This is a genomic window from Kitasatospora sp. NPDC089509 (assembly GCF_044749365.1).
Classification (GTDB): domain Bacteria; phylum Actinomycetota; class Actinomycetes; order Streptomycetales; family Streptomycetaceae; genus Kitasatospora.
In genome coordinates, this window is the sequence record NZ_JBIVHS010000012.1 from 93857 (window position 1) to 116876 (window position 23020).

Consider the following 23020-nt stretch of genomic DNA (forward strand, 5'->3'; position numbering starts at 1 on the left):
GGCCGACCTTACGCGGCCGCACCCACCGGCTCCAACCCGCCCTCCCTCCGGGGTGGCGGCGGGGTTCACCAGCGCAGCAGCCGGCCGGTGGCCGCCAGGCGGTCGAGGACCTGCCGGGTGGTGGCGCTGGCGCGCGGGCGGTCGCCGTGGGTGAGGTGGGCGAGTTCGGCGATCTCCCCGCACGGCTTCGGCGTGCCGGTGGCGACGGCGGTGCAGCACACGGTGCGCACGGTCGTGCCGGGCGGTTTGCCGTCGGCCGGGGCCTCCACCGTCAGCACGGGGGTGACGGTGGAGGCGTCCAGGGTGACGCCGAGTTCCTCGCGGATCTCCCGGACCAGGGTCTGTTCGAGGCTCTCGCCGGGTTCGGGCTTGCCGCCGGGCAGGTAGTACCGGTCGCGGCCGTGGCTGCGGGCGGTCAGCAGCCGTCCGTCGTCGAGGTGGATCCACGCCACCTTCTCGATCACCCGGCTCATGCGCCGGTGGGGGCGCCGGCCACCCGGCGCTCGCCGCCGTTGCGTTCCTGCCAGAACCGGTACACCTCGACGGCGTCCGCGCGCTCCTCGTGCCGCATCGGCAGTCGGCGCTCCTGCCAGGGCTTGGCGAACTCCTCGTAGAAGGTGGCGAGTTCGAAGTACTTGCGGTCGTCCACGTAGTGCGGCTCGTAGGCGTCGCGGGTGGTGAGGAAGACGACCTCGTCCGGCGAGCAGTAGTAGAGCGAGCCCAGGCACATCGGGCAGGGGTGGGCGAGGACGTAGATGGTGGCGCCGGTCAGGTGCTCGGTGCCCAGCCTGGTGCAGGCCTCGCGGATCGCGAGGATCTCCGCGTGGGCGGTTGGATCGCCGGTCTGGGCGACCCGGTTGGGGCTCTCGGCGAGGAGCTCGCCGTCCTTGACGATGACGGTCGCGAACGGGCGGCCGCCCTCGGCGACGTTCTGCCGGGCGAGGTCGATGGTGCGCTGGACGAAGTCCACGGGGTCCTCCAGGAGGTACGGGGAACGGGGTGGGCCGGCCGGGCTGCTTCCGGCCCACCCCTCGGTAGCGGCAGGGATCAGAACGGCTTGGTCGGCAGGTACTTGCCGTCCAGGGTGATGACGGCGCGCTCGCCGCCCTCGGGGTCGGCGACCTTCTTCACGTCGAGCTTGAAGTTGATCGCCGAGATGATGCCGTCGCCGAACTGCTCGTGGACCAGGGCCTTGAGGGTGGTGCCGTAGACCTGGAGCATCTCGTAGAAGCGGTAGACCGTCGGGTCGGTGGGGACGCCGCCCGGGATCGAGCCGCGGAGCGGGATGGTCTGCAGCAGCAGCGCCGCGTCGGCGTCCAGGCCGAGCAGCTCGGCGACGGCCTCGGCGGACTCCTTCGGCAGCGGGTGCTGCCCGAGGACGGCGGCGGTGGTGAAGGCCACCGACAGGCCGGAGACGTCGGCGATCTGCTGCCAGGTCAGGTCCTTGCGGATCTTGGCGTCCACTGCGGCGGCGGCCAGGGCCTCGCGGGCGGTGGGGTCGAACTGGGCGTGCACCATGATCGGTACGTCCTCTCTGGGATGTGCCGTTCCCCGAGCGGGAAGCGGCGGGTGGGGTGGGGTCGGGTGGAATCGGGTGGCGTGGGGCGGGATCCGGGCCCGGCGGGTCAGGCCGCGAGCGTGGCCTCGGTCAGGTCCTCGACCCGGCCGGTGGGGATGTCGTACACCCAGCCGTGCAGGGCGACCTTCCGCTCCGCCAGCGCCCGGGCGACCGAGGGGTGGGTGGCCAGGTTCGCCAGCTGGGCGAGGACGTTCTGCCGCACCAGGGCGGGGACGTCGCCCCCGGGGGCGGTGCGGGCCCGGGAGGCGTCCGCGTGCCGCAGCCAGGCGGCCACGGCCGGGGCGCCGCTGAGGTCGTGCCCCTGGGCGAGGGCCGTCATCGCGCCGCAGGCCGAGTGGCCGCAGACCACGATGGACCGCACGCCGAGCGCGGCGACGGCGTACTCGATGCTGGCCGCCACCCCGTCGGCCTCGGGGCCGTAGGCGGGCACCAGGTTCCCGGCGGTGCGGATGACGAAGAGGTCGCCGGGCTCGGTGCCGGTGATCAGCTCGGGGACGACGCGGGCGTCCGAGCAGCCGATGAACAGCGTGTGCGGTGCGTGGTGCGTGGCCAGGTGGGCGAAGAGTTCCGCCTTGGCGGGGAAGACGTCCCGCTGGAAACGGGCGACGCCCTCGGTGAGGTCCTGCACGGTCACTCCCTTCGGGTGGTGATCGGCCCTGTGGGCTGGTGAGATCCACCATGCATGACCTGCTCCTATAGTGTCCAAGAGGCAATACCCATGAGAACGATCGATGACACCTATAGTTGTGGGCATGGCTGTCCTGGAACTGCGCCACCTGCGCTATCTGCTCGCCGTGGCCGAGCACGGCAACTTCACCCGCGCCGCCGAGGAGCTGCACATCTCGCAGCCCACGCTCTCCCAGCAGATCAAGCAGCTCGAACGCACGGTGGGCGTGCAACTGCTGGACCGCACCGGCCGCACGGTCCGGCTCACCGACGCCGGGGCCGTCTACACCGAGCACGCCCGGCGGGCCCTGCGCGAACTCGCCTCGGCCGAACGTGCCGTCCAGGACGTCCAGGACCTCTCCCGCGGCCATCTGCGGCTGGGCGTCACACCCACCTTCACCGCCTACCTGATCGGCCCGCTCACCGCCGAGCTCCACCGCCGCCACCCCGGCGTCGGCCTCACCCTGACCGAACTGCCCCAGGAACGGATCGAGGCGGCCCTGCTCGCCGACGACCTCGACCTCGGCATCGCCTTCACCGGCCAGCACCTGGCCGGCGTGACCGCCGAAGCACTGTTCACCGAGACCCTCAGCCTGGTCACCGGCCCCGGGGACACCGACCTCGGCCGGCCCCGACCACTGCCCGTACAGACCCTGGCCGGGCGCCAACTGGCCCTGCTCACCGGTGACTTCGCCACCCGGAGCCACATCGACGACTACTTCGCCCGGCACCGGACCACGCCCCGGATCGCCGTCGAGGCCAACTCCATCCAGGCCCTCACCGAGATCGTCCGGAGCACCCCGCTCGCCACCGTCCTGCCCGACGCCATCACCCACGACCACCCCCACCTCACCCCCGTCCCGGTCGAGCCCGCCCTCCCGGCCCGCACCGTCGCCCTGCTCCGGCGCACCGACGCCTACCAGAGCGCCGCCACCCGCGCCTTCACCCGCCTCGTCCACGACCTCGTGCGAGCGCGCGGCTACGCCCCGGCCCCCTGACGACACCCCGAGCGGTCCGGCCGTCGGGCATCATGGCGCCATGCCCGAACTGATCGACCCGACCGTCCGGCTGCGGACCTCGTTCCTCGCGGCGGTGGCCGAGTTCCACGCCGCGTCCGACCGGCCCGTCCCGTGGTTCGTCTCCGACGTCGACCCGGCCGCCCTGACCGACCCGGGAGCGTTCGCCGGCTACGTCGAGCGCGTCCTCGCCGAACGCACCGAGGCCGGGATGCGGACGGACGCGGGGGTGCCGATGACCACCCTCTGGTGGGCCGAGGGGAACGAGCTGCTGGGCCGGCTGGCGATCCGGCACCGGCTGACCCCGCACCTGGAGCGGGTCGGCGGGCACATCGGCTACGACGTCCGGCCCGGCGCCCGCCGCCGGGGCCACGCGACGGCGATGCTCGCCGCCGCCCTGCCGGTGGCCGCCGCCCTGGGCGTCACCGGCGCGCTGCTGACCTGCGACGACGCCAACACCGTCTCCAGGCGCGTGATCGAGGCCAACGGCGGCCGCCTCCTCACCGTGGACGGCCGCAAGCTCCGCTACCTCGTCCCGACGGCCTGAGCCCCGGCCTCCGACCGACCGGCCCCGGCCGTCCGGATCAACCGCCCGACAGCCGCCAGGCGGTGAGCGCGAGCCGGGCCCGGGTCACCCCGCCGGGCCCGGTGAGGTCGAACCCCAGCACCCCGGCGAGCTGGTCCAACCGCCGGGCGACGCTGCTGTGGTGCAGGTGGAGCACCTCGGCGGCCCGGCGCAGGGAGCCGGTCGCGCAGTAGACGTCCAGCGTGTCCAGGTCCGCCGCAGCGGCGGCGATCCGGCCCACGGCAGCCACGTCCGGGTTGTCCCGCAGCGTCTGCGCCGGCACCTCGGCCAGCAGCGCCAGCGCGCCCAACCCGGCGTGCCGGACGACGGGTTGACGCGTGCCCGCGAACCGCAGCGCGGTCCGGGCCTGCCGCCAGGACCGCTCGGGGCTCCCGGCCGCGCCGATCCCGACCCGAACCGAATCCGGGAGCGGGACGGACTCCGGGTCCGGCGCGAGCGCGGCGGCCAGCACGACGCCCACCTCCGCCAGCGGCGCCGCCTTCACCAGCCCGGCCGGGCAGAGCAGCGCGGCGACCCGGTCGAGCGGCAGCGCCGACCGCACGGCGACGGCGACCAGTGGCCCCGGGGCGAAGCCGAGCAGCCGCAACGCCCGTGCCCGGGTGGCCTCGTCGCCGTCCGGGCTGACGGCGAGCTCCACCAGCGCGGGGTCGGCCATGGTGGTCCGGGCCGGGCCGAAGCGTTCGACGGCTGCCGCGACGGCGATGGCCAGCCGGTCGAGCAGGACCTCGTCCAACGGGCCTTCCGGGCCTGGGCGTTCCAGCCAGACCGTGCCGATCTCCTCGTCGTCCAGGGTGACCGGCACCTCGCTGGTCGCCGGCGCGGGTTCGCCGCTCGCCTCCGTCCCGTGGAGCGACACCCGGGTCACCCGCCCGGTGCCGTGCAGCCTGATCCCGGTCACGCACTCGGCGAGCCCCGCCGAGGCCCGGGCCAGCGCCGGCAGGTCCACCCGGCGGCGCATCAGCGTGTCGTAGAACGCGACGATGCGGATCGCGCCGTCCACGTACGGATCGAACCCTGACAGCCGTACGGCCAGTGCCTCCATGCCAGCAGGATAGGAGGTCCGCCCGGGCGGCACCCGCGCCGATCGGCGCGCGATCGGCGCCGGAGCCGCGACACCCGGCGGCTGACCGGCCGTCGGGCGGCCGCCAGGATGGTCGTCATGGATCCCGAACTCGAAGCGTTCATCGCCCTCTTCCCAAAGACCGACCTGGCCGACCCGGCCGACTCACGCGGCCAACTGGCCGAACTCGCGGCCGCCGTACCGGTCCCCGACACCGGGGACATGGTCGTCGAGGACCGCTTGATACCGGCCGATCCGCCGGTGCCGGTGCGGATCTACCGGCCGGCCGGGGCGCGCGGCGCCGTCGTCTGGCTGCACGGCGGCGGCTTCGTGATGGGGACGGTGGAGACCGAACACCCGTGGGCGGCCCGGCTCGCCGTGCACTCCGGCGCGGTGGTGATCTCCGTCGGCTACCGGCTGGCGCCCGAGCACCCGTTCCCGGCCGCGCTCGACGACGGCTACGCGGTGCTGTCCTGGACGGCCGAGCACTGCGCCGAACTGGGCGTCGAACCGGACCGGATCGCGGTCGGCGGCCACAGCGCCGGCGGCGGAATCGCGGCGGCGCTCGCCCTGCGGGCGCGCGACGACCGCGGGCCGGCGGTCCGCTTCCAACTGCTGCACCAGCCGGGCCTGGACGACCGGCTGGAGACCTGGTCGGCCCGCAACTTCACCGACACGCCCTGGTTCACCCGCGCCAAGGCCGTCCAGGCCTGGGGGCACTACCTGGGCGGTCGGCCCGCCACCCCGTACGCCGCCCCCGCCCGCGCGACCGACCTCACCGGACTGCCGCCGGCCTACGTCGCCACTGCCGAGCTGTGCCCGAACCGCGACGAGGACCTCGGCTACGCGCTGCGGCTGCTCCAGGCGGGCGTCTCGGTCGAGGTGCACCAGTGGCCGGGCACGTTCCACGGCTCCCAGGCGCTCGTGTCCGCCGACGTCTCCCAGCGCCAGCACGCCGAACTCGGCGCCGCGCTGCGCCGCGCCCTGGCCGACTGAACCCCGGCCCGCACCCCTTCGACGAGGACGGACCCCATGCCTCCCCCTGCCCCCTTCTCCGGCAGCCCTGCAGTACTCCCTGCAGTCCGCCCTGGACGACGTCCACCGCGCGGGCGTCCCCGGGGTGTTCGCCGAGCTCCGGGCCGCCGAACGCCCCGTGGCGCGCCGCTTCGATCACGTACGGATCCCCCGCACTCCAAGATCATCTCGGCCACCCTCTCTCACCGGCACCGGCCCAGCTCCAGGCGCCTGCGCCACCATCCGTCGACTCCCCACGGCGGCAGGGCCATCCGCAGCCCCGGGTGCGGCACGCTCCGCCGGTCGAACTCCTCGTCCAGCCGGGCGACCACCCGGCCCAGATCGGCGCGGGCACCCGCCGGGAGCCACCGCAGCACGGCCTCCAACGGGTCGCGCGCCAGCACCGGATTGCACTCGTCGCAGCCGACCTCGGGCTCCGGCAGCACCCGCCCGGGCTGCCCGAGGTACCGCCGGCACTCGGCCAGCGCCTGGCACACCGCGTTCGGCTCCAGCCGCTCGTCCTCCAGCCGCCGGATCGCCGCCCGGGTCAGCCCCGAGACGCCACGGATCCGGCGCACGAGCACCACTCCACCGGGGCGCCGACGCTCTGCGCGCAGCCCCTTCGGCCGCCTACGCGGCATCGCTCCCGAGGGTCGTCACGGCGCCATCCTGGCACGGACACCGCTACCGGGACACCGGATTCGATGTCCCGGGACCGTCCTGAGACGGCCCTCGGCCTGCCGATGGGCGTCGTACGCCGTCGGCAGGCCGGGGAACGGGGCTCCTGCGGTCAGTTGAACTGGTCCGGGTGCGGGCCGGTGCGCAGGTCGCGGTCGGTGGCGGCGATGGCGGCCAGGTCCTGCTCGGTGAGCTCGAAGTCGAAGACGTCGAGGTTCTGCCGGATCCGGGCCGGGGTGGCGGACTTGGGGATCACGATGGTGCCGAGCTGGAGGTGCCAGCGCAGGACGACCTGGGCCGGGGACTTTCCGGTGCGCCGGGCGATGGCGGTGACGGCCGGGTCGTCGAGGACGGCGCCCTGGGCGAGCGGGCTCCAGGCCTCGGTGGCGATGCCGTGCCGGGCGTGCAGGGCGCGCAGTTCGGTCTGCTGGAGGCCGGGGTGCAGCTCGATCTGGTTGACGGCGGGCACGAGTTCGCTGTGGTCGAACAGCCGGGTCAGGTCGGCGGCTCGGAAGTTGGAGACGCCGGCCGCCCGGATCCGGCCCTCGGCGGCCAGCCGTTCGAGGGCGCGCCAGGTGTCGAGGTAGCGGTCGCGCTCCGGGGCGGGCCAGTGGATCAGGTAGAGGTCGAGGTGGTCGAGGCCGAGCTTGCCGAGGCTGGTGTCGAAGGCGCGCAGGGTGGCGTCGTAGCCCTGGTCGGCGTTCCAGACCTTGGTGGTGACGAAGAGCTCCTCGCGCGGGAGGCCGGAGGCGGCCAGGGCGTCGCCGACGCCGGTCTCGTTGCCGTAGGCCGCGGCGGTGTCGATGCTGCGGTAGCCGGCTTCGAGGGCGGCGGTGACGGTGGCGGCGGTCTCCCCGTCCGGCACCTGCCAGACGCCGAAGCCGAGTTGGGGGATCTCGACGCCGTTGTTCAGCTTCACGGTCGGAACGGTCGGAACGGTCGGAACAATCGGAGCGGTCGGAACATTCGGAACGGTCGACGGGTGAGAGGTGTTCACAGTTGTTACGGTCCTTCAGTCAGTGGATTCGGGTCAGTGGTGAACGGGGATCCGCGCCTCGGCGGCCTCGGCGGTGACGTCGATCCCGGCGGTGACGTCGACCTCGGCGCTGACGGCGGCCCCGCCGGCCCGGCGCTCCAGGGCCGCGGACCACAGCGCGAGGACGAGGGCGGCCGCGGCGAGCAGGGCGCCGACCCAGTTGGGGGCGGTGTAGCCGAGCCCGGCCGAGATGACCAGCCCGCCGAGCCAGGCGGCCAGGGCGTTGCCGAGGTTGAAGGCGCCGATGTTGACGGCCGAGGCGAGGGTCGGGGCGCCGTGCGCGTGGTCCAGGACGCGCTTCTGCAGCGGCGGGACGGTGGCGAAGCCGAGGGCTCCGACCAGCAGGACGGTCGCCGCGGCGGCGATCTTGTTGTGGGCGGTGAGGGTGAACAGGGCCAGCACCACGGCGAGGCCGCCGAGGGTGGTGTACAGCAGCGGCATCAGTCGGCGGTCGGCGAACTTCCCGCCGATCAGATTACCGAGGAACATCCCGACGCCGAACAGCACCAGCAGCCAGGTGACCGAGCCCTCGGAGTAGCCGGCGACGTTGGTCATCATCGGCGCGATGTAGGTGATCGCGGCGAACACCCCGCCGAAGCCGAGCACCGTCATCGCCATCGCGAGCAGCACCTGGGGGTTGCGGAAGGCGGTCAACTCGCCGCGCAGCCGGGTTCCTTCGGCGCGGGGCAGCGCGGGGACGAGCTTGGCGATGCCGAGCAGGCCGAGCAGGCCCAGGGCGGCGACGGCGGTGAAGGTGGTGCGCCAGCCGACGGCCTGGCCGACGAGGGTGCCCAGCGGGACGCCGACGATGTTGGCGACGGTCAGCCCGGTGAACATGGTGGCGATGGCGCCGGCCTTCTTCTGCGGGGCGACCAGTTCGGCGGCGACCACCGAGCCGATGCCGAAGAACGCGCCGTGGGCCAGCGAGGTCACGATCCGGCCCGCGAGCATCAGCGGGAAGCTCGGGGCGACGGCGGACAGCAGGTTGCCGACCGTGAACAGGCCCATCAGCAGCATCAGCATGGTCTTGCGGCTGATCCTGGTGCCCAGCACGGTCATCAGCGGGGCGCCGATCACCACGCCGAGCGCGTAGCCGGTGACCAGCAGGCCGGCGGTGGGGACGGAGACGCCGTAGTCACCCGCGATCCGGGGCAGCAGACCCATGATCACGAACTCGGTGGTCCCGATCCCGAAAGCCCCGATGGCGAGGGCGAGAAGTGCGAGAGGCATGGCGCGACCCTTCATGCGATGACTACAGCGCCTTACAGGCCTCGACAATAGTTGCAATCGCTCCATACTTGCAAGCGCAACGATTGCAGGCGCCGTAGACCGGCTATCGCCGCAGAATCACCGCCCCCCGCATCCCCACCTTGAGCGCCACCACCCGAGCGCCACCGCCCGCCCCCGTCGTCAGGCCGCCGGCCGCTCCGCGCACCTGGTCACGAAGTCGGCGATGGCCTCCTCCATCCGGGTGAGCCCCGGCTCCTCCAGCGGGTAGTGCCCCGCGTTCTCCAGCAGCACCGTCTCCACCGGCACCCTGGTGATCCGAGACAGGAACGGCACGCTCAGGTGGTGCGGGGTCCAGCGGTCCTCGGCGGGCTGGGTGAGCAGCACCGGGCAGGCGTCGAAGTCCTCGGGCTCGACGGCGGGGGCGTAGTTCAGGTAGCGGTCGAGGAAGCGGACGCTCACCCAGTTCGCGGCCGAGGTGCGGTCCTTCATGAACACCCTCATCGCGCCCGGGTCGTTGGCCAGCGCGGACATCTTGGAGGCCAGGCTCATCGGGTACTTCAGCGCGGCGGCCGGGGTCCTGGCCGCCAGCCCCATCAGCGGCACGCCCGCGCGGACGGTGAGCCTGTCGTGGGCGGTCTCCTCTCGGACGGTCCGGTCGCGCTGGTCGAGGAAGGTCATGCCGACGATGCCGGCCAGGGTGCCGCGCGGGGCCTTGGCGGCGACGTGGTAGGTGACCATGCCGCCCGCACTCAGCCCGTAGAGCACGATCGGGCGGTCGTCGCGGGTCCGCTCGTACGCGAGGAAGTCCACGACCAGGTCGACCCAGTCGTCGTACGAGGGGGTGCTGCCCGGCCGGACCTCGGTGAGGCCGTAGCCGAGGTTGTCCAGGGCGACGGTCTCGAAGCCGCGGGCGGCCAGCGGGGCGCCCAGGATCAGCGACATCTGGCGGCCGTTGGTGCCGACCCCGTGGTGCAGCACGACCTTGGCCTGCGCCTCGGGGTTGCGGTAGCGGTCGAGGTGGACGCGGTGCCCGCGCCAGTTCCAGAACTCCTCGCCGGGCGCGGTGGCGTCGGTCAGCCGCAGCCGGGCGGGCAGGAACTGCTGGAGGTCGCGCCAGGCCTGCTGGTCGCGGTAGTGGGTGGGGGTGGCGGTGCTCATGGTCGGTGGCCTTTCGGGTGCGGCCCGCCGATGGGGGTCAGGCCGGGGGAGCCTCGGGGCGGTCGAGCGCCCCTCGGGTGATCATCCGTACGCCCTCGGCGAGGTCGCGGCGGGCGGTCCCGGCGTCACGCAGGTCGTCCTCCAGCCCCCGGGTGAAGGTGAGCAGGACGGCGGCGGCCCGGCGCGCGGTGTCCGGGGCGGTCTCGGCGAGGGCGGCGGTCAGGAGCTCGGCCAGGTCGTCGACGTAGTCGGTGATCAGCTCGGGCGCCTGGGCGGTGGCGGCGTTCAGCAGTTCCTGGGCGTGGGCGGGACTGTCCCGCCACAGCCGGATGGCGACCTCCAGCTTCACCCCGAGCACGGCGAGGACCTTCTCCTCGGGCGTGTCCGCGGCCGCCGCGGCCGCACGGGCGGCCGTCCGGGCCCGCTCCAGTGCGGACCGGACGACCTTGACCACCGCCTCGTCCTTGCTCCCGACGTACTTGTAGACCGTCGGGCGCGACATCTGCGCCTCTTCGACGATGTCGGACACGGTGGTGCGGCGGTAGCCGTTGCGGGCGAAGCAGCGGTAGGCGGCTTCGAGCACCAGCTGTGCGGGTGGAACCTTCGGCATGCTACGAATTTAACACTCGATGCCAGATGTGTAAACAACAGAGCGCCGACGAGGGCCCCGAAGGCCACCCGTCCGGCAGCCGGACCACGGCCGGGAACGACGAAGGCGAGGAGTTCGGGAACTCCGAACTCCTCGCCACTGCCGAAGTGACGCGCCAGGGGGCCTTGCGGCAAGGCCCGCTGAGGGCGCAGACCATCGCCCTGGGCCGGACCTTCGGTGGGTGGGCGGCTACCGCGGGGCGAGCTTGATCATCGCGAACGGGGCACCCTGCGGATCGGTGACCACCGTCATCCGACCGGCCATCATGTCGAAGGGCGGGACGAGGACGTTGCCGCCGCTGCGGACCAGGGCGTCGACCGAGGAGTCCGCGTCGTCGACCGCGAAGTAGCTGAGCCAGTGCGCGGGGGTGCCGGGCGGGTCGTTGCTGAGCAGGGTGGCGCCGCCGACCGGGCGGCCGCCGATCTTCAGCTCCCAGTACTCGACGTCGCCCGCCATCCGTACGATCTCGATGCCGAAGGCCTCACCGTAGAAGGCGGTGGCGCCCTCGATGTCGCTGGTGTGCAGTTCGTTCCAGGTCAGCGCGCCGGGCTCGTTGACCACCTGGGCGCCGGAGAAGTCCAGCGCCTGCCAGACGCCGAACACCGCGCCCTGCGGGTCGGCCGCGATCAGCATCCGACCGATGGTGCCGACGTCCATCACCGGGACCAGCAGGGTGCCGCCCGCCGCCACGATGGCGTCCTGGGTGGCCTGGGCGTCGGTGCTGGCCAGGTAGCTGGTCCACACCGTGGGCGGCTCCGGCATGCCCTCGGGGGCCATCGCCGGGCCGATGCCGGCGGCCGCCTTGCCGTTCAGCAGGCAGACGGCGTACCCGCCGAACTCGGCCGGGCCGGGCTGGCCCTGCCAGCCGAACAGGTCGCGGTAGAAGTCCAGCGCGGCCTGCTGGTCCTTCGCCATCAGATCGACCCAGCACGGGGTGCCGGTCACGTACGGGGTGGTGACTTCGGGCATGGTCGCTCTTCCTCTTCCTCTGAGGTCCCCCGAGTCACCCTCGCGTCCCGCCCCGGGATCCGCCACCCGAGACGCCCCCACGGCCCACCGCGGCCCTCCCCGGCCGGCTGCGCAGATCCACCTCTGTGGCAGGTCGCCGATCCCCACGAGTCGCACCCCGTACCGGCCCCCTGCGATTGACCCACCCCGACTGATCGTCAGAAAGCGCTCCCCCGTAGGTTCGTACCGTGACGGGCGGCCGCGATCGCAGCCGCCCGACGGAACCGCACGCGCAAGGAGCGGCCATGACCATCGACACCCCCGGGAACGACCAGGAGGCGGCGGCGCTGGCCGCGCTCGGCAGCCGGGTGCTCGCCGAGGCCGGGCACGGCGACATGATCTGGGGACACCTGGCGGTCCGCGACCCGGCCGGGCGCGGGGTCTGGATGAAGGCCTCCGGCTGGGGCCTGGAGGAGATCGACCAGGACCGGGTGCTGCTGGTCTCCTGGGACGGCGAACGGCTCGCGGGCGGTGAGGGGCTCCCGGACGGCGGGCGGGTGCACCTGGAGTACCACATCCACACCGAGGTGCTGCGGGCCCGCCCGGACGCCCAGGTCTCGCTGCACACCCATTCCGGCACCGTCAACGCCTTCGCCTCGCTCGGCGAGCCGCTCCGGCCGCTCAGCCACGACGCCGTGGCCTTCGCCGAGCACGGCCTGCCGACCTTCGGCGCCACCGCCAACCTGATCCGCACCCCGGAGCTGGGCCGGGCCCTGGCCGCCGACCTCGGCCCGGCCCGGGCCTGTTTGATGCCCCAGCACGGGCTGCTCACGGTCGGCCGGGACATCGCCCACGCGGTGATGTACGCCGTGCTGCTGGAACGCGCCTGCGGGCTCCAGCTCACCGCCCTGGCGGCGGGCGGACCGAAGCGCTGGACCGGGCACCGGGAGAGCCTGGAGAAGGACGCGCTGGTCTGGTCCGCCGGCCAGATCGAGGCCGGCTGGGACTACTGGGTCCGGCGCACCGAGCGCCCGGCGCAGCGGTAACCACGAGGCGCCCGGCCCCCGGCGCTGCGGACGCCGGGGGCTGAGGGCGCCGGGGGCTGCGGACACCGGGGGCCGGTCGAGCCCGGCCGTCACGCGAAGCGGGAGCTCCGGACCGGGCCGGACGAGCCGATGCGGTCGCGCGGGCCCGCAGCGGGCCAGCCGGCCGCGCGGGTGGCGAAGGCCGTGAGGATGTCGTCCGGGTCAGCCGGGGTCTCGCCGTCGCCCTCCGGGGCGGTCGGGGCGGCGGCCAGGATCGCCTCGGCGAGTTCCTCGGCCGAGCGTCCGTCGGGCTCGGCCTCCTCCGGTTCGCCGTCCTCGTCGAACTGCAGGCCGGGCTCCCACGGGGCGTGCACGATCTGCCCCAACAGCGTGGAGACGTCGGCCGTCACGGCCGGCGGGTCGGTCCAGCAGGTGGCGTGCTCGAAGAGGAGCTCGCCCTCCGCCCGCTCGTTCAGCTGCGCCACCACGGCGGGGTCGCACTCGTTCAGGTCGTACGCGACCACCAGCACGCCCGGCGCACCCGGCTGGTACGGCGCGGCCGGCACGCCCAGCAGCCGGGCCGCCGCCAGCCCGAGGGCCCGGCTGCCCCGGTCGGCCAGCAGTCCGACCGAGGCGGGCTTGCGGTCGGTGGCGGCCAGGACGGTCCGCAGCCGCTCCAGGCCGTACCGGCAGTACTCGAAGTCGTCCTGGAGGTAGGCCCAACGGCCGGTCATGCCCTGGTCGAACCCGTGCGGCGAGAGGGTGGTGAGCAGGCCGCCGGTGAGCACGTGGTGCCAGCCGCGCAGGTCCCGGTCGTCGACGGGTGGCAGGGCCGCCGCCCGCTCCAGCATCCGGCCGACCCTCTGACCCGGGCCCACCCAGACGTCCTCGGGGGCCGACAGCGCCCCGTACACCTCGCGGGCCAGCGGTATCCGGCCGCTCATCAGCGCGTTGTAGACCGTCAGATAGCGGTCCGGCCAGTCGTCGAGCCGGGCGTCGTGCTCGCGCAGCACGGCCAGCGCCTCGGTGTGCCGCTCGCAGCCCTCCAGCGCGGAGACCAGCTCCAACAGCACCTTGCGCAGGCCGAGCTGCCGGCCGGCCTCCGCCTTGGGCTTGCGGCGGAACAGGCCGGTGCGCGCCGGAGCGGCGGGCGGCGCCTGGACCAGCCGCAGCGCCTCCCGCAGCGCGGGGACGGCCACCGCGTCGATGCCGCGCTCGACACAGGCGTAGCCGTACGCGTAGAGCCGGTCGGCGTCCCCGGGCCCGGCCGCCAGTGCCCTCGAAGCCTCCGCCAGATCCCGGAAACCGGCGCCCTTGGCCAACTTGGCCACCAGCGGGGCGACTTCGGCGGGCGGGAGGCGGTCCGCGGCGGAGCGCAGCGTCCGCATCGCTCCCTGCGAGTCGCCGGACTCGTAGAGCTCCCAGGCTTCGGACAGTTCGGTGGCCATGTGTCTCCGGGGTCGGGGGGGTGTCAGGACCTCAGGATGATCCCCGGCCGACCGCCCTCCGGGCAAATCGATTTCCGCTGGTCGTTGCCGCTGGCCAGGGCCCGGCCCACTACCTCAGCAGGAAGTCGTACACCGCCTGCCGTCCGGCCGGGTTCGTCGCCCGGTTCTGCACCGAGTGGGCCGCCCCGGACACGATCACGATCTCCGGGTCGTGCGCCAACTCGGCCTGCTGGTAGAGCAGTTCGTAGGGCGTGGCGAGGTCCCGGTCACCGCCGAGCAGCAGCACCGGCACGTCCGGCAGTCTGTGGTGCGGCGACGGCACCGGCGGCACCTGCTCGCGCGGCCAGTCCAGGCAGACCAGGAGGCTGCCCAGCCCGGTCGCGGTCGCCGGGTCGAACGGCCAGGTCTGCTCGGCGGTCAGCCGCTGCCGAGTGCGCTCCAGCGCGGCCGCGCGGCCCGCGACGGGGGTGTCGGCGGTGCCCCACGGGAAGCGCGAGTCGGCGCACAGGGCGGCGGAGTGCAGGCCCTGGCTGAGTTCCTCGGCGGGCGCGGCGTCGACCACCTGGTGGACGAGCGCGAAGAGGTCCTGGAGCTTCGCGGGCTGTCCGGCGGCGGCCTCGTGGAGGGCTTCCGGGAACCCGCCGAAGTCCGGGTCGATGAACTCGAAGCCGGTGAGCGCGCTCAGGATCTGCGCCCCGTCGCCGTACCGCCGCACCGTGGCGGCAAGGTCGGCGGCCGGGTCGGTGGTGCAGCCGGTGGCCTGGCAGGCGGCCCGCAGCACCCGGGCGGTGGCGGGCATCGCGGCCAGGTCGAGCGGGTCGAAACCCCCGGGCGGCGCCACCGAGTCGAGCACCAGCCGGGCCACCCGCGTCGGGTGGGTGAAGGCGTACCGCTCGGCGACCACGGTGCCGTAGGAGACGCCGTCCAGACTGAGCCGCCGGTCGCCGAGGGCGTGGCGCAGCAGGTCGATGTCGGCGACGGTGTCCGCCGTGGTGTAGTGGCGGGCGTCCGGGCCGAGGGCGGCGGCACAGTCGGTGATCGACTGCCGGCGCGGCACGACGAGGTCGGAGGAGCCCATGTCCGCCTGGAGGCCCGGGCATTGGAGCGCGCCCCGGCCGGTGCCGCGCTGGTCGTACATGACCAGGCGGTAGTCCTTGAGGACGGGCGCCAGCTTGTCCGCCATCCGCTTGATCGACGGCACGCCGGGCTGGCCCGGGCCGCCGGTGAGGTACAGCAGGTCGCCCTTGGGGGCGTCGGCGTTGCCGGTCGTCGCCACGTCGAGTTGGAGGGTGCCGGGGGTGGCGCCGCTGTGGTCGAGCGGCACGGTGATGCTTCCACAGGTGAACTCCGGGGCGTCCGGGCAGGGGGCCTGCCCGGTGATCCCGCCGCCGGGCCCGGGCTGTGCTTCGGCCGACGCCGTGGCGGCGGGGCCGGCCAGGGTGGTGCCGGCGACCACCGCGACGGCGCCCAGCAGGGCGGCGATGCGACCGCGCGTGCTCGTCATGTTCGTCCTCCCGCTCACGCCGCGTCCGGACGGACGCGGTCACGGGAGCAGCCTGCGCCCCGGGGTACGTCGATGGCGAGCGTCCGGACGGCACTCGGCCGGAAACGAACCACCCGGCGGCACCGGCCCGGAGGGCGGCGTCGGGTCAGACGGCGGAACGCAGGGCGTGCAGGCCGGCCCGGCTGCCGGAGAAGACGGTCGAACCGGTGGCCGTCAGGAACACCCTGGTGTACTCGGTGTCGGACTTGAGCTGCTCCGGTTCGTCCCGCCAGCGCGGCCGACCGGTCGCCAGGTCGAAGGCGAACAGCCGGTCGTCGTTCGTCCCCACGTAGACGGTGCCGTCGGCGGCGGTCATCGAGCTCATCCCGCGCCCCGTGCCCACCGGTACCCCGGCCGTCCAACGGGTGTCACCGGTGTCCGCGTCCAGCGCCATCAGCCGGTCCCCGCTGAGCAGGCACACCGTCCGGTCGGCGGCGGCGAGCGGGCCCGCCACCGGCAGCCACCGGCGCTGCCACCGCACCTGGCCGGTGGCCGCGTCCAGCGCGAGGGCCGTGTAGGAGTCCGGCTGGCCACCGCTGTACCCGAGGTGGACGAGCCCCCGGTGGATCACCGGAGGGGCTTCGAGGGCGACCACGGCGTCCTGGGTCCAGAGCCGGGCGCCGCTGCGCGCGTCCAGGGCGAGCAGCCCGCCGTCCCGGCCGGCCACGTACACGGCGTCACCGGCGTGCGCCAGCACCCCCGTGACGGCCACGGCCTCCGGATCGCTGCTCCAGCGCAGGCCGCCTCCGACCGCGTCGTAGCAGTGCAGCGCGGCGCCGTGGACCGCGAACACGCCGCCCGCGCCGATGACCGGCCCCGAGGTCTCCGGGGTCTCGGACCACTCCGGCAGCGACACCTCCCAGCGCTGCTCCCCCGAGGCGGCGTCGAGGACCTGCATCCCGGCGGTGGAGACCACGCACACCACGCCGTCCCCCGCGGCCAGGTGCCAGCCGCCCGAGTCGGCCAGCTGCCAGCCGTCCAGGCGGTTCACCGGCGGGGCCGCCTTGACCGCCCGGCTCCAGCGCACCGCCCCGGTGCCCGGATCGAGCGAGCGCACCGTGCCGTCGTACCCCGAGGCGAACAGCCCCCGCTGCGCACCGCTCGGCAGGACCACCCGCCCGCCCGCGCCGGCCGAGCTCCACAGCCGCGGCCCGTGCACGGCGTCCCGGCGCGCCCACCAGGCGGCCCCGCCCACCACGGCGAGCGCGCCGAGGCCTCCGGCAGCGCTCAGCAGCAGCCGCCGGCGGTGGAGCCGGGGTGCGGTCACGGGCGGGATCGGTTCGTGCTGTGTGGTGTCGGTGTTCACACCGACCAGGACTTCGCACACGGACTTCCGGTTCCCGGTCCTGGCGGGCAGTACGGGAGGGGCGTCAACGGGGCGACAGGATCCGGCAGATGTCGTCCTCGGTGCAGGTGGCCGGGTCGGTCGCGGCCGCCGTCCCGGTCAGGCGCAGCAGTTCGGCCCGGGCCCGGGTGAGCTCCGCGATGCGCTGCTCGACCGCGTGGAGGTGGTCGGCGAGCAGCGCCGTCACGTGCCCGCAGGGCGCCTGCCCGTCGTCGCGGATCCGCAGGACCTCGCGGATCTCGCCGAGGGTCAGCCCGGCCGCCTGGGCGTCGCGGACGAAGGCGAGCCGGTCGGCCGCCCGGGGTGGGTAGTCGCGATAGCCGCCGGGGGTGCGGGGTGGGGCGGGCAGCAGGCCGGCCTGCTCGTAGAAGCGGACCGCCTTGGTCGACACCCCCGCCCGGGCGGCGAGCTCTCCGATGCGCATGGCTCCAGGCTACGACTTGACCTTCCAGTGCGCTGGAAGGTCTACCGTGCACGGCGGGGGCGACGAGAGGACGTGGAAACGGTGGAACTGACCATCCTGGCGGTCCCGGACTGCCCGAACGCCCCGCTGCTGCGTGGGCGGCTCGACGAGGCGCTGGCCGGGCTCGGGCGCCCGGTGGAGGGGATCCGTGAGGTCCTGGTGACCGACGGGGAGCGGGCGGAGGAGCTGGGCATGTGCGGCTCGCCGACGCTGTTGATCGACGGCGTCGACCCCTTCGCCGACCCCTTCGCCGGGCCCGGCCGACCGGCGGGCCTCTCCTGTCGGCTGTTCCGGGACGCGTCCGGCGCGCTCTGCGGGGCGCCCACCGTCGACCAGCTGCGCGGGGCCCTGCGTGCCGCGGAGCAGCAGTAGCAGCTGTCAGCCGGCCGGGCGCAACGCGTCGCCGAGCTCTCCGATCAGCGCCCGCGGGCGACGACGGCAGCCGGTGGAACCGGCCGAGGGCCGGGAGCCGGGTAGGGTACCCCGATCATGACGACGGAGCGGCGGGACGGGCGGATGACGGCCGAAGTGGCAGCGGTGCGGGAGCAGTTGGCGGGTGCGGCGCGGGCCGCCCTGGGTGGCGGTCGGCGGCTGGCGCGGGCGGAGCGGCTCTCGGGCGGCAGCAAGAAGGGCGTGTACCGCCTGGTGCTGGACGACGGCACGACGGCGTTCGCCTACCGCTGGGACGACGCCGAGAACTACTGGCCGGCCGCCGAGGGCGACGACGACCTCGCCGACCCGTTCTCCCCCGGTCTCGGACTGGACCTCTTCGAGGCCGCGCACGCCCGGCTGGCCGGGCTGGGCGTGCGGGTACCGGCCATCCGGCTGGTCGACCGGGACGGGGTGCACGGGCCGTCCGATCTGGCGGTCGTCGAGGACGTCCGGGGCGAGAGCCTGGAAGCGCTGCTCGCCCGCGACCGGCGGGCCGCTGCCCCGGTGCTGGAGCGGCTCGGTGAGGCCCTGGCGGCGATGCGCGGCCACCGGGCGCCCGGGTACGGCAAGGTGGCGGTGGTCGACGCGGGCGGGCGTTCGCACGGCGGCTCGTGCGAGGAGGTGGTGCTGGCCCGGGCCCGGCGGGACCTCGCCGAGGCGGCGGTGCGCGATCCGCGGATCGCACGGGCCCGTGACCGGTTGGAGGAACGGCTGACGGAGCTGGCGGCGGCGGTGCGCCCGCGCGCCGAACACGCCGTGGTGCACGGCGAGTTGGGGCCGGACCACGTGCTGGTGGACCCCGTCGGGCGGCCGACCCTGATCGACCTCGAAGGCACCATGTACTTCGACGTCGAGTGGGAGCACGTCTTCCTGCGGATCCGGCTGCACGACGACTACCGTCCGCTGGCGGCCGCCGGGCTGGACGGGCACCGGATCGCGCTCTACCTGCTGGCGCAGCGGCTCTCGCTGACGGCGGGGCCGCTGCGGCTGTTGGACGGGGACTTCCCCGACCGGGCGACGATGGCGGGGATCGCCGAGTACAACCTGAACCGGGCGCTCGACCTGGCCGGTGGCGGGCCCGGATGAACGGTCCCGCAGCCGAGCTGCCCGGGCGTTGATCCTGTGTTGATCGGACCGTGCGAGCGTAGCCCCGTCCACCGAATCCCCGACGGGGGCTCGGTGTTCGGTCCCGGTAGTTGTCGGTAGACGGTAGTTGTCGGTAGAGAGGCGCACTCGGATGGTCAAGCACCGCAGCAGCACCCGCATCGCAGCCCGGCTCGCCTCGCTGGCGGTCGCCGTGGGGCTGGTCGTCCTGCCGCAGGTCGGCGCGTCGGCGTCGGCGGCGAACGCCCCGCGGGTGGGGACGCACCAGACCGCCGGGGGCGTGACGGGCCCGGGCGGCCGGCAGCACATCGACGAGTGGAACGGCACCGGGGCCTGGTGCGTCAGCTGCGTGAAGCGTCACGGGTCGTAGCCCGGCCGCGATCAGTCCTCGGCGGGCAGGGTGACCAGCTCGCCGAGGAGGGTCGCGACGTCGGCGGCGTCCGGGAGGCCGAGGCCCTCGAAGATGGCGTGCGCCTCGTGCAGGCGGTCCCGGGAGGCGGCCGGGCGGCCGAGTTCGGCGAGCGAGCGGCCCAGGACGACCAGTGCGTACCCCTGGTCGCGGCGGGCGCCGGTCTCCACGGTGATGGCCAGTGCCGTCCGGGCCTCCTCGGCCGCCTGCTCGGGCCGGCCCAGGGCCAGCAGGGCTTCGGCGAGCCGTACGCCCGCCAGCGCCTCCCGGTCGCGGCGGCCCGCGGCGGCGGCGACGGCCCGGCACTCCCGGAAGCGTTCCGCCGCCTCCTGGTACCGGCCGAGACCGTGCAGCGCCAGACCGAGGACGTACAGGGTGTACGCGGTGCCGGCGGTGTCACCGAGGGCGCGAACCTCGGGCAGCACCTGCTCGCAGGTGACGGCGGCCTCCTCGGCCCGGCCGTGCCGGACCTTGGCGAGCGCGGCGTTGACGGTGCCGGTCACCGCGCCGGAGCGGTGGCCCAGTCGGCGGGCGAGGTCGACCGACTCCTCGAAACGGCGGATCGCCTCCTCGTTGCGGCGCAGAGTCTGGGCGATCAGGCCGAGGTCGTTGAGCACCTGGCGCAGGATGACGGTGTCCCCGGCCGCGCGGCTGGCCCGTTCCGCCAGCTCCGCCTCGGCGCGGGCCTCGTCCAGCCGGGTGGCGGCGATCCTGAGCCCGCAGAGCAGGAAGCGGGCCCGGCCCTCGGCGAAGCGGTCGCCGCCGGTGGTGGCGGCGCCGATCAGGGCGAGCACCGAGGCTTCCAGTCGGTCGCCGAGTTCGCCCGGGCCGAAGGGGCTGAGGGCGATCAACAGGTCGGTCACCTGGCGGAGTTGGGCGGCCGGGGCCGGTTCACCGGCCAGCCGCCCGGCCAGCGCGATCGCGCCCGGGCCCTCCGCGCGGACCCAGGCCCGGGCGGCGGACAGGTCCCCGAGCACGGGCCCCGCCGAGACCTGATGGCCGACCGGCTGCGGTGCGGCGGCCGCCGGCTCGCCGGCCACCGCGGGTGCCGGGTCAGCGGACCGCGCGACGGGTTCGCCGTCCGGGTCCGGTCCGGTCGGTCGCGCGCCCGGCAGGATCGACCGGACCGGGCCGAGCGCCCCGGCCACCGGGTCGCCCGGCACCGCGAGCTGGAAGGCCGTCCGGGCGCCGGCCAGCAGGTGGCCGAGCAGCCGGGCGCGGGCCGCCACCGCCTCCTCGGCACCGAGGGCGTGCGAGGTACGGCGGGCGAAGCCGCGCAGCAGGTCGTGGTAGCGGTAACGGCCGGCGGTGAGCGAGTCGAGCATCGCGGCGTCGACCAGCGACTCCAGCAGTTCCTCGGCCTCGTCGGGCCCGAGGTCCAGCAGGGCCGCGGCGGCGTCCAGGCCGAGGTCGGGCCCCTCGGCCCAGGCGGCCAGCCGGAAGGCCCGGGCCTGGTCCGAAGTCAGCTGACGGTAGCCCAGCTCGAAGGCCGCGCCGACGGCCAGGTCCCCCATCCGCAGTTCGTCGATCCGGCGCTGTTCGTCGGCGAGCCGCTCGCCGAGGCTGGCGATGGTCCAGCGCGGGCGGGCGGCGAGCCGGGCGGCGGTGATCCGCACGGCGAGCGGCAGGTGGCCGCAGGCCGCGGCCAGGTCATGGGCGGCCTGCGGTTCGGCGGCCAACCGCGGCTCCCCGATCACCCGGCCGAGCAGCCGGACGGCCTCCTCCGGGGTGAAGACGTCCAGGTCCAGTTGGACGGCGGTGGGCAGGCTGCTGGGGCGGGTGCGGCTGGTGACCAGCGCGCCGCAGTCGGGTGAGCCGGGCAGCAGCGGGCGGATCTGCGCGGTGTCGCGGGCGTCGTCCAGGACGACCAGCAGGCGCCGTCCGTCGGTGAGCGAGCGAAACAGCGCGGTGCGGTCGGCGGTGCTGTCCGGTACGGCTTCGGGGCGGGTGCCGAGCGCGGCCAGGAAGGCGGCGAGCACGTCGGCGGGGCTGGCCGGTTGGGCGTCGGCGCCGCGCAGGTCGGCGTAGAGCTCCCCGTCGGGGAAGGCGCAACGGGCGCCGTGGGCGGCGTGCAGGGCCAGTGCCGTCTTGCCGACGCCGCCCATACCGACCACGGACACCACGGGTAGGGCGTCCCGGGCGGGGGCGGTGAGGGCGGCCCGGATCGCCTCGACCTGGACCGCCCGGCCGATGAAGTCCCCTGGTGCGGGCGGAAGTTGGGCCGGACGGGGTGGGCCGAAGGAGGCCGCGGCCGGCTCGGCCCGCCCGGATGCCTCGCCGGGCGGCTCTTCGGCCGCTCGCGCCACTTCGACCGCTTCTGCCGCTTCTGCCGCTCCGACCCCTCCGACCGCCGCAGCCGGCTCAACCGGCACGGCCGCCACGGCCGTCCGGGACTCCCCGCACTCCTCCCCGCTCAGGATCCGCCGGTGCAGCTCGGCGAGCTCCGGCCCCGGCTCGACGCCCAGTTGCTCCACCAGCACCTCGCGCACCCGCCGGAACGCCGCCAGCGCGTCCGCCTGCCGACCGCTGCGGCTCAGCGCCCGCATCAGCAGGCCGTGCGGCCGTTCGCGCAGCGGGTGTTCGGTGGTCAGCGCGGTCAGCTCGGGCACGCAGCGGGCCGCCCGGCCGAGCGTCAGGTCGAGGGCGAGGCGTTCCTCCAGCAGCGCGAGCCGCAGCTCCCCGAGCCGGTCGCGCTGGCGTTGCGCGTACGGGCCGGGGATTCCGGCCAGCGGCTCACCCTGCCACAACTCCAGTGCCTGGTTGAGCAGTTCACGCGCCTGTGCGGGGCTCCCGGCGGCCGCCCCGGCCTCCGCGCGGACCGCCAGCCGCTCGGCCACCTGGGCGTCCACCGCCCCCGGGGGCAGCACCAGCCGGTAGCCGTCACCGAGCGAGACCAGGACGGTGGGCGTCCGGTGGCCGGGTTCCAGCAGCTTGCGCAGCCGCCAGGCGTAGGTGCGGACGGTGGTGGTCGCGGCCTGCGGCGGCTCCTCCCCCCAGAGTGCCTCGATCAGGTCGGCCGCGCCGGCCGCCCCGCCCGGACGCAGCAGCAGGACCGCGAGCATCGCCTGCTGCTGCGGGCTGCCGAGCCGCAGCGCCACCTCGTCCCGCCGGCCGCGCATCGGCCCGAGCACCGAGAACGCGAGCTCCGCGACTCCTTCGACCACGCCTTGCCCCCCGTTCGACCGCGGGTCACGCGGCTGTCGATCTTCGTTCGTCCGGTGCACAGATTAGGCAGAGGAACTGCTCGCTGCCGAGTCCTTCGCACATCCGGGGCGCTCTCGGTGCGGCCGCGTTGATCGGGCGTCGATCGGCGTCGCTCGGGCGTTGACCTTCGGTCGATCGGGTGTTGATCGGTCCTGCCTAGTGTTCCTGGTGTCGGAAGGGCCACGGAGCCTACGGAACATCGGCGGCCCGCCCTTCCCGACGACAATCCGCTGGATCCCCTGAAAGGTGGTTCGCCATGAACGACATCCTTGAGCTCGACGTCCTGGAGATCAACGCCCCGGCCCAGGAGGAGACCGAGGCGCAGAACGCGGCCGTCGCCGCCTCCTGGCCGTACTCCTGCAACTCGACCCGCAACTCGCGCTGCTGCGACTGACCCACAGCTCCCGGTGCGGCGGCCACATTCCCC

The 23020-nt window shown here is 74.6% G+C and carries 24 protein-coding genes; 8 read left to right on the plus strand and 16 right to left on the minus strand.

The window, feature by feature from the left end; all coding sequences use genetic code 11:
• Positions 1–65 precede the first annotated feature (65 nt).
• The 4 genes from ACIP4P_RS24525 to ACIP4P_RS24540 all read right to left on the minus strand — a co-directional run bounded on the left by ACIP4P_RS24525 (position 66) and on the right by ACIP4P_RS24540 (position 2207).
• Positions 66–473 (minus strand): NUDIX domain-containing protein, encoded by a 408-nt coding sequence (locus ACIP4P_RS24525; protein WP_400921722.1) that lies wholly within the window; start codon positions 471–473, stop codon positions 66–68.
• Positions 470–970, minus strand: a complete 501-nt coding sequence (locus ACIP4P_RS24530; RefSeq protein WP_400921724.1) for a nucleoside deaminase — start codon at positions 968–970, stop codon at positions 470–472. The genes ACIP4P_RS24525 and ACIP4P_RS24530 overlap by 4 nt, the downstream gene beginning before the upstream one ends.
• A 77-nt stretch (positions 971–1047) precedes the next feature.
• Positions 1048–1518: a cyanase gene (cynS, locus tag ACIP4P_RS24535; RefSeq protein ID WP_400921726.1), complete on the minus strand. Its 471-nt coding sequence runs from the start codon at positions 1516–1518 to the stop codon at positions 1048–1050.
• A 107-nt stretch (positions 1519–1625) separates the two neighbouring features.
• Positions 1626–2207, minus strand: a complete 582-nt coding sequence (locus tag ACIP4P_RS24540) for a carbonic anhydrase (RefSeq protein WP_400921728.1) — start codon at positions 2205–2207, stop codon at positions 1626–1628.
• A 124-nt stretch (positions 2208–2331) separates the two neighbouring features.
• Between ACIP4P_RS24540 and cynR the strand changes: the two genes are divergently transcribed.
• Complete coding sequence (gene cynR / locus ACIP4P_RS24545) at positions 2332–3243, plus strand: transcriptional regulator CynR (protein ID WP_400921730.1); 912 nt, start codon at positions 2332–2334, stop codon at positions 3241–3243.
• 40 nt (positions 3244–3283) lie between these two features.
• Positions 3284–3808 (plus strand): GNAT family N-acetyltransferase, encoded by a 525-nt coding sequence (locus tag ACIP4P_RS24550; protein WP_400921732.1) that lies wholly within the window; start codon positions 3284–3286, stop codon positions 3806–3808.
• Between the two features lie 37 nt (positions 3809–3845).
• Here the strand turns inward: ACIP4P_RS24550 and ACIP4P_RS24555 are convergent, their stop codons facing one another.
• Positions 3846–4889 carry a helix-turn-helix domain-containing protein gene (locus ACIP4P_RS24555; protein WP_400921734.1) on the minus strand — a complete coding sequence of 348 codons (1044 nt, stop codon included), beginning with the start codon at positions 4887–4889 and terminating at the stop codon, positions 3846–3848.
• A 117-nt stretch (positions 4890–5006) separates the two neighbouring features.
• On the opposite strand from ACIP4P_RS24555, the gene ACIP4P_RS24560 reads away from it, so the two are divergent.
• Complete coding sequence (locus ACIP4P_RS24560) at positions 5007–5903, plus strand: alpha/beta hydrolase (protein WP_400921736.1); 897 nt, start codon at positions 5007–5009, stop codon at positions 5901–5903.
• 221 nt (positions 5904–6124) lie between these two features.
• Here the strand turns inward: ACIP4P_RS24560 and ACIP4P_RS24565 are convergent, their stop codons facing one another.
• The 6 genes from ACIP4P_RS24565 to ACIP4P_RS24590 form a co-directional block, all read right to left on the minus strand.
• The gene (locus ACIP4P_RS24565; RefSeq protein ID WP_400921738.1) at positions 6125–6499 is read right to left on the minus strand and encodes a hypothetical protein; all 375 of its coding nucleotides are present in this window, start codon (positions 6497–6499) and stop codon (positions 6125–6127) included.
• A 212-nt stretch (positions 6500–6711) separates the two neighbouring features.
• Positions 6712–7518 carry an aldo/keto reductase gene (locus tag ACIP4P_RS24570; RefSeq protein ID WP_400921740.1) on the minus strand — a complete coding sequence of 269 codons (807 nt, stop codon included), beginning with the start codon at positions 7516–7518 and terminating at the stop codon, positions 6712–6714.
• A 111-nt stretch (positions 7519–7629) separates the two neighbouring features.
• The gene (locus ACIP4P_RS24575; protein WP_400921742.1) at positions 7630–8865 is read right to left on the minus strand and encodes an MFS transporter; all 1236 of its coding nucleotides are present in this window, start codon (positions 8863–8865) and stop codon (positions 7630–7632) included.
• A gap of 180 nt (positions 8866–9045) precedes the next feature.
• Positions 9046–10023 carry an alpha/beta hydrolase gene (locus tag ACIP4P_RS24580; RefSeq protein WP_400921744.1) on the minus strand — a complete coding sequence of 326 codons (978 nt, stop codon included), beginning with the start codon at positions 10021–10023 and terminating at the stop codon, positions 9046–9048.
• A 37-nt stretch (positions 10024–10060) separates the two neighbouring features.
• Positions 10061–10633, minus strand: a complete 573-nt coding sequence (locus ACIP4P_RS24585; RefSeq protein WP_400921746.1) for a TetR/AcrR family transcriptional regulator — start codon at positions 10631–10633, stop codon at positions 10061–10063.
• Positions 10634–10861: 228 nt separating this feature from the next.
• Entirely contained in the window at positions 10862–11641 is a 780-nt protein-coding gene (locus ACIP4P_RS24590; protein WP_350515154.1) for a VOC family protein, read from the minus strand.
• A gap of 284 nt (positions 11642–11925) precedes the next feature.
• Here ACIP4P_RS24590 and ACIP4P_RS24595 point away from each other — a divergent pair, with 284 nt between their 5' ends.
• Positions 11926–12666 carry a class II aldolase/adducin family protein gene (locus tag ACIP4P_RS24595; protein WP_350515153.1) on the plus strand — a complete coding sequence of 247 codons (741 nt, stop codon included), beginning with the start codon at positions 11926–11928 and terminating at the stop codon, positions 12664–12666.
• Positions 12667–12755: 89 nt separating this feature from the next.
• Here ACIP4P_RS24595 and ACIP4P_RS24600 read toward each other — a convergent pair whose 3' ends face one another.
• The 4 genes from ACIP4P_RS24600 to ACIP4P_RS24615 all read right to left on the minus strand — a co-directional run bounded on the left by ACIP4P_RS24600 (position 12756) and on the right by ACIP4P_RS24615 (position 17405).
• Positions 12756–14093 (minus strand): hypothetical protein, encoded by a 1338-nt coding sequence (locus ACIP4P_RS24600; RefSeq protein WP_400921749.1) that lies wholly within the window; start codon positions 14091–14093, stop codon positions 12756–12758.
• A gap of 109 nt (positions 14094–14202) precedes the next feature.
• The gene (locus ACIP4P_RS24605) at positions 14203–15597 is read right to left on the minus strand and encodes an alpha/beta fold hydrolase (protein ID WP_400921750.1); all 1395 of its coding nucleotides are present in this window, start codon (positions 15595–15597) and stop codon (positions 14203–14205) included.
• A 145-nt stretch (positions 15598–15742) separates the two neighbouring features.
• Positions 15743–16903, minus strand: coding sequence for a PQQ-binding-like beta-propeller repeat protein (locus tag ACIP4P_RS24610; RefSeq protein ID WP_400921752.1), 1161 nt, complete (start codon positions 16901–16903; stop codon positions 15743–15745).
• Positions 16904–17006: 103 nt separating this feature from the next.
• On the minus strand, positions 17007–17405 hold the full coding sequence (locus tag ACIP4P_RS24615; RefSeq protein WP_400921754.1) for a heavy metal-responsive transcriptional regulator: 399 nt from the start codon (positions 17403–17405) through the stop codon (positions 17007–17009).
• 81 nt (positions 17406–17486) lie between these two features.
• Between ACIP4P_RS24615 and ACIP4P_RS24620 the strand changes: the two genes are divergently transcribed.
• From ACIP4P_RS24620 to ACIP4P_RS24630, 3 genes are all read left to right on the plus strand, one after another.
• Positions 17487–17816 carry an alkylmercury lyase gene (locus ACIP4P_RS24620; protein ID WP_400921756.1) on the plus strand — a complete coding sequence of 110 codons (330 nt, stop codon included), beginning with the start codon at positions 17487–17489 and terminating at the stop codon, positions 17814–17816.
• Between the two features lie 117 nt (positions 17817–17933).
• On the plus strand, positions 17934–18962 hold the full coding sequence (locus ACIP4P_RS24625; RefSeq protein ID WP_400921758.1) for a phosphotransferase family protein: 1029 nt from the start codon (positions 17934–17936) through the stop codon (positions 18960–18962).
• A 151-nt stretch (positions 18963–19113) separates the two neighbouring features.
• A complete protein-coding gene (locus ACIP4P_RS24630; protein WP_400921760.1) occupies positions 19114–19350 on the plus strand; it encodes a hypothetical protein in 237 nt (78 codons plus the stop codon).
• A gap of 11 nt (positions 19351–19361) precedes the next feature.
• On the opposite strand, the gene ACIP4P_RS24635 is transcribed toward ACIP4P_RS24630, so the two are convergent.
• Complete coding sequence (locus tag ACIP4P_RS24635; protein ID WP_400921762.1) at positions 19362–22553, minus strand: BTAD domain-containing putative transcriptional regulator; 3192 nt, start codon at positions 22551–22553, stop codon at positions 19362–19364.
• Between the two features lie 296 nt (positions 22554–22849).
• Here ACIP4P_RS24635 and ACIP4P_RS24640 point away from each other — a divergent pair, with 296 nt between their 5' ends.
• Complete coding sequence (locus tag ACIP4P_RS24640) at positions 22850–22987, plus strand: hypothetical protein (RefSeq protein ID WP_350515144.1); 138 nt, start codon at positions 22850–22852, stop codon at positions 22985–22987.
• Positions 22988–23020 lie beyond the last annotated feature (33 nt).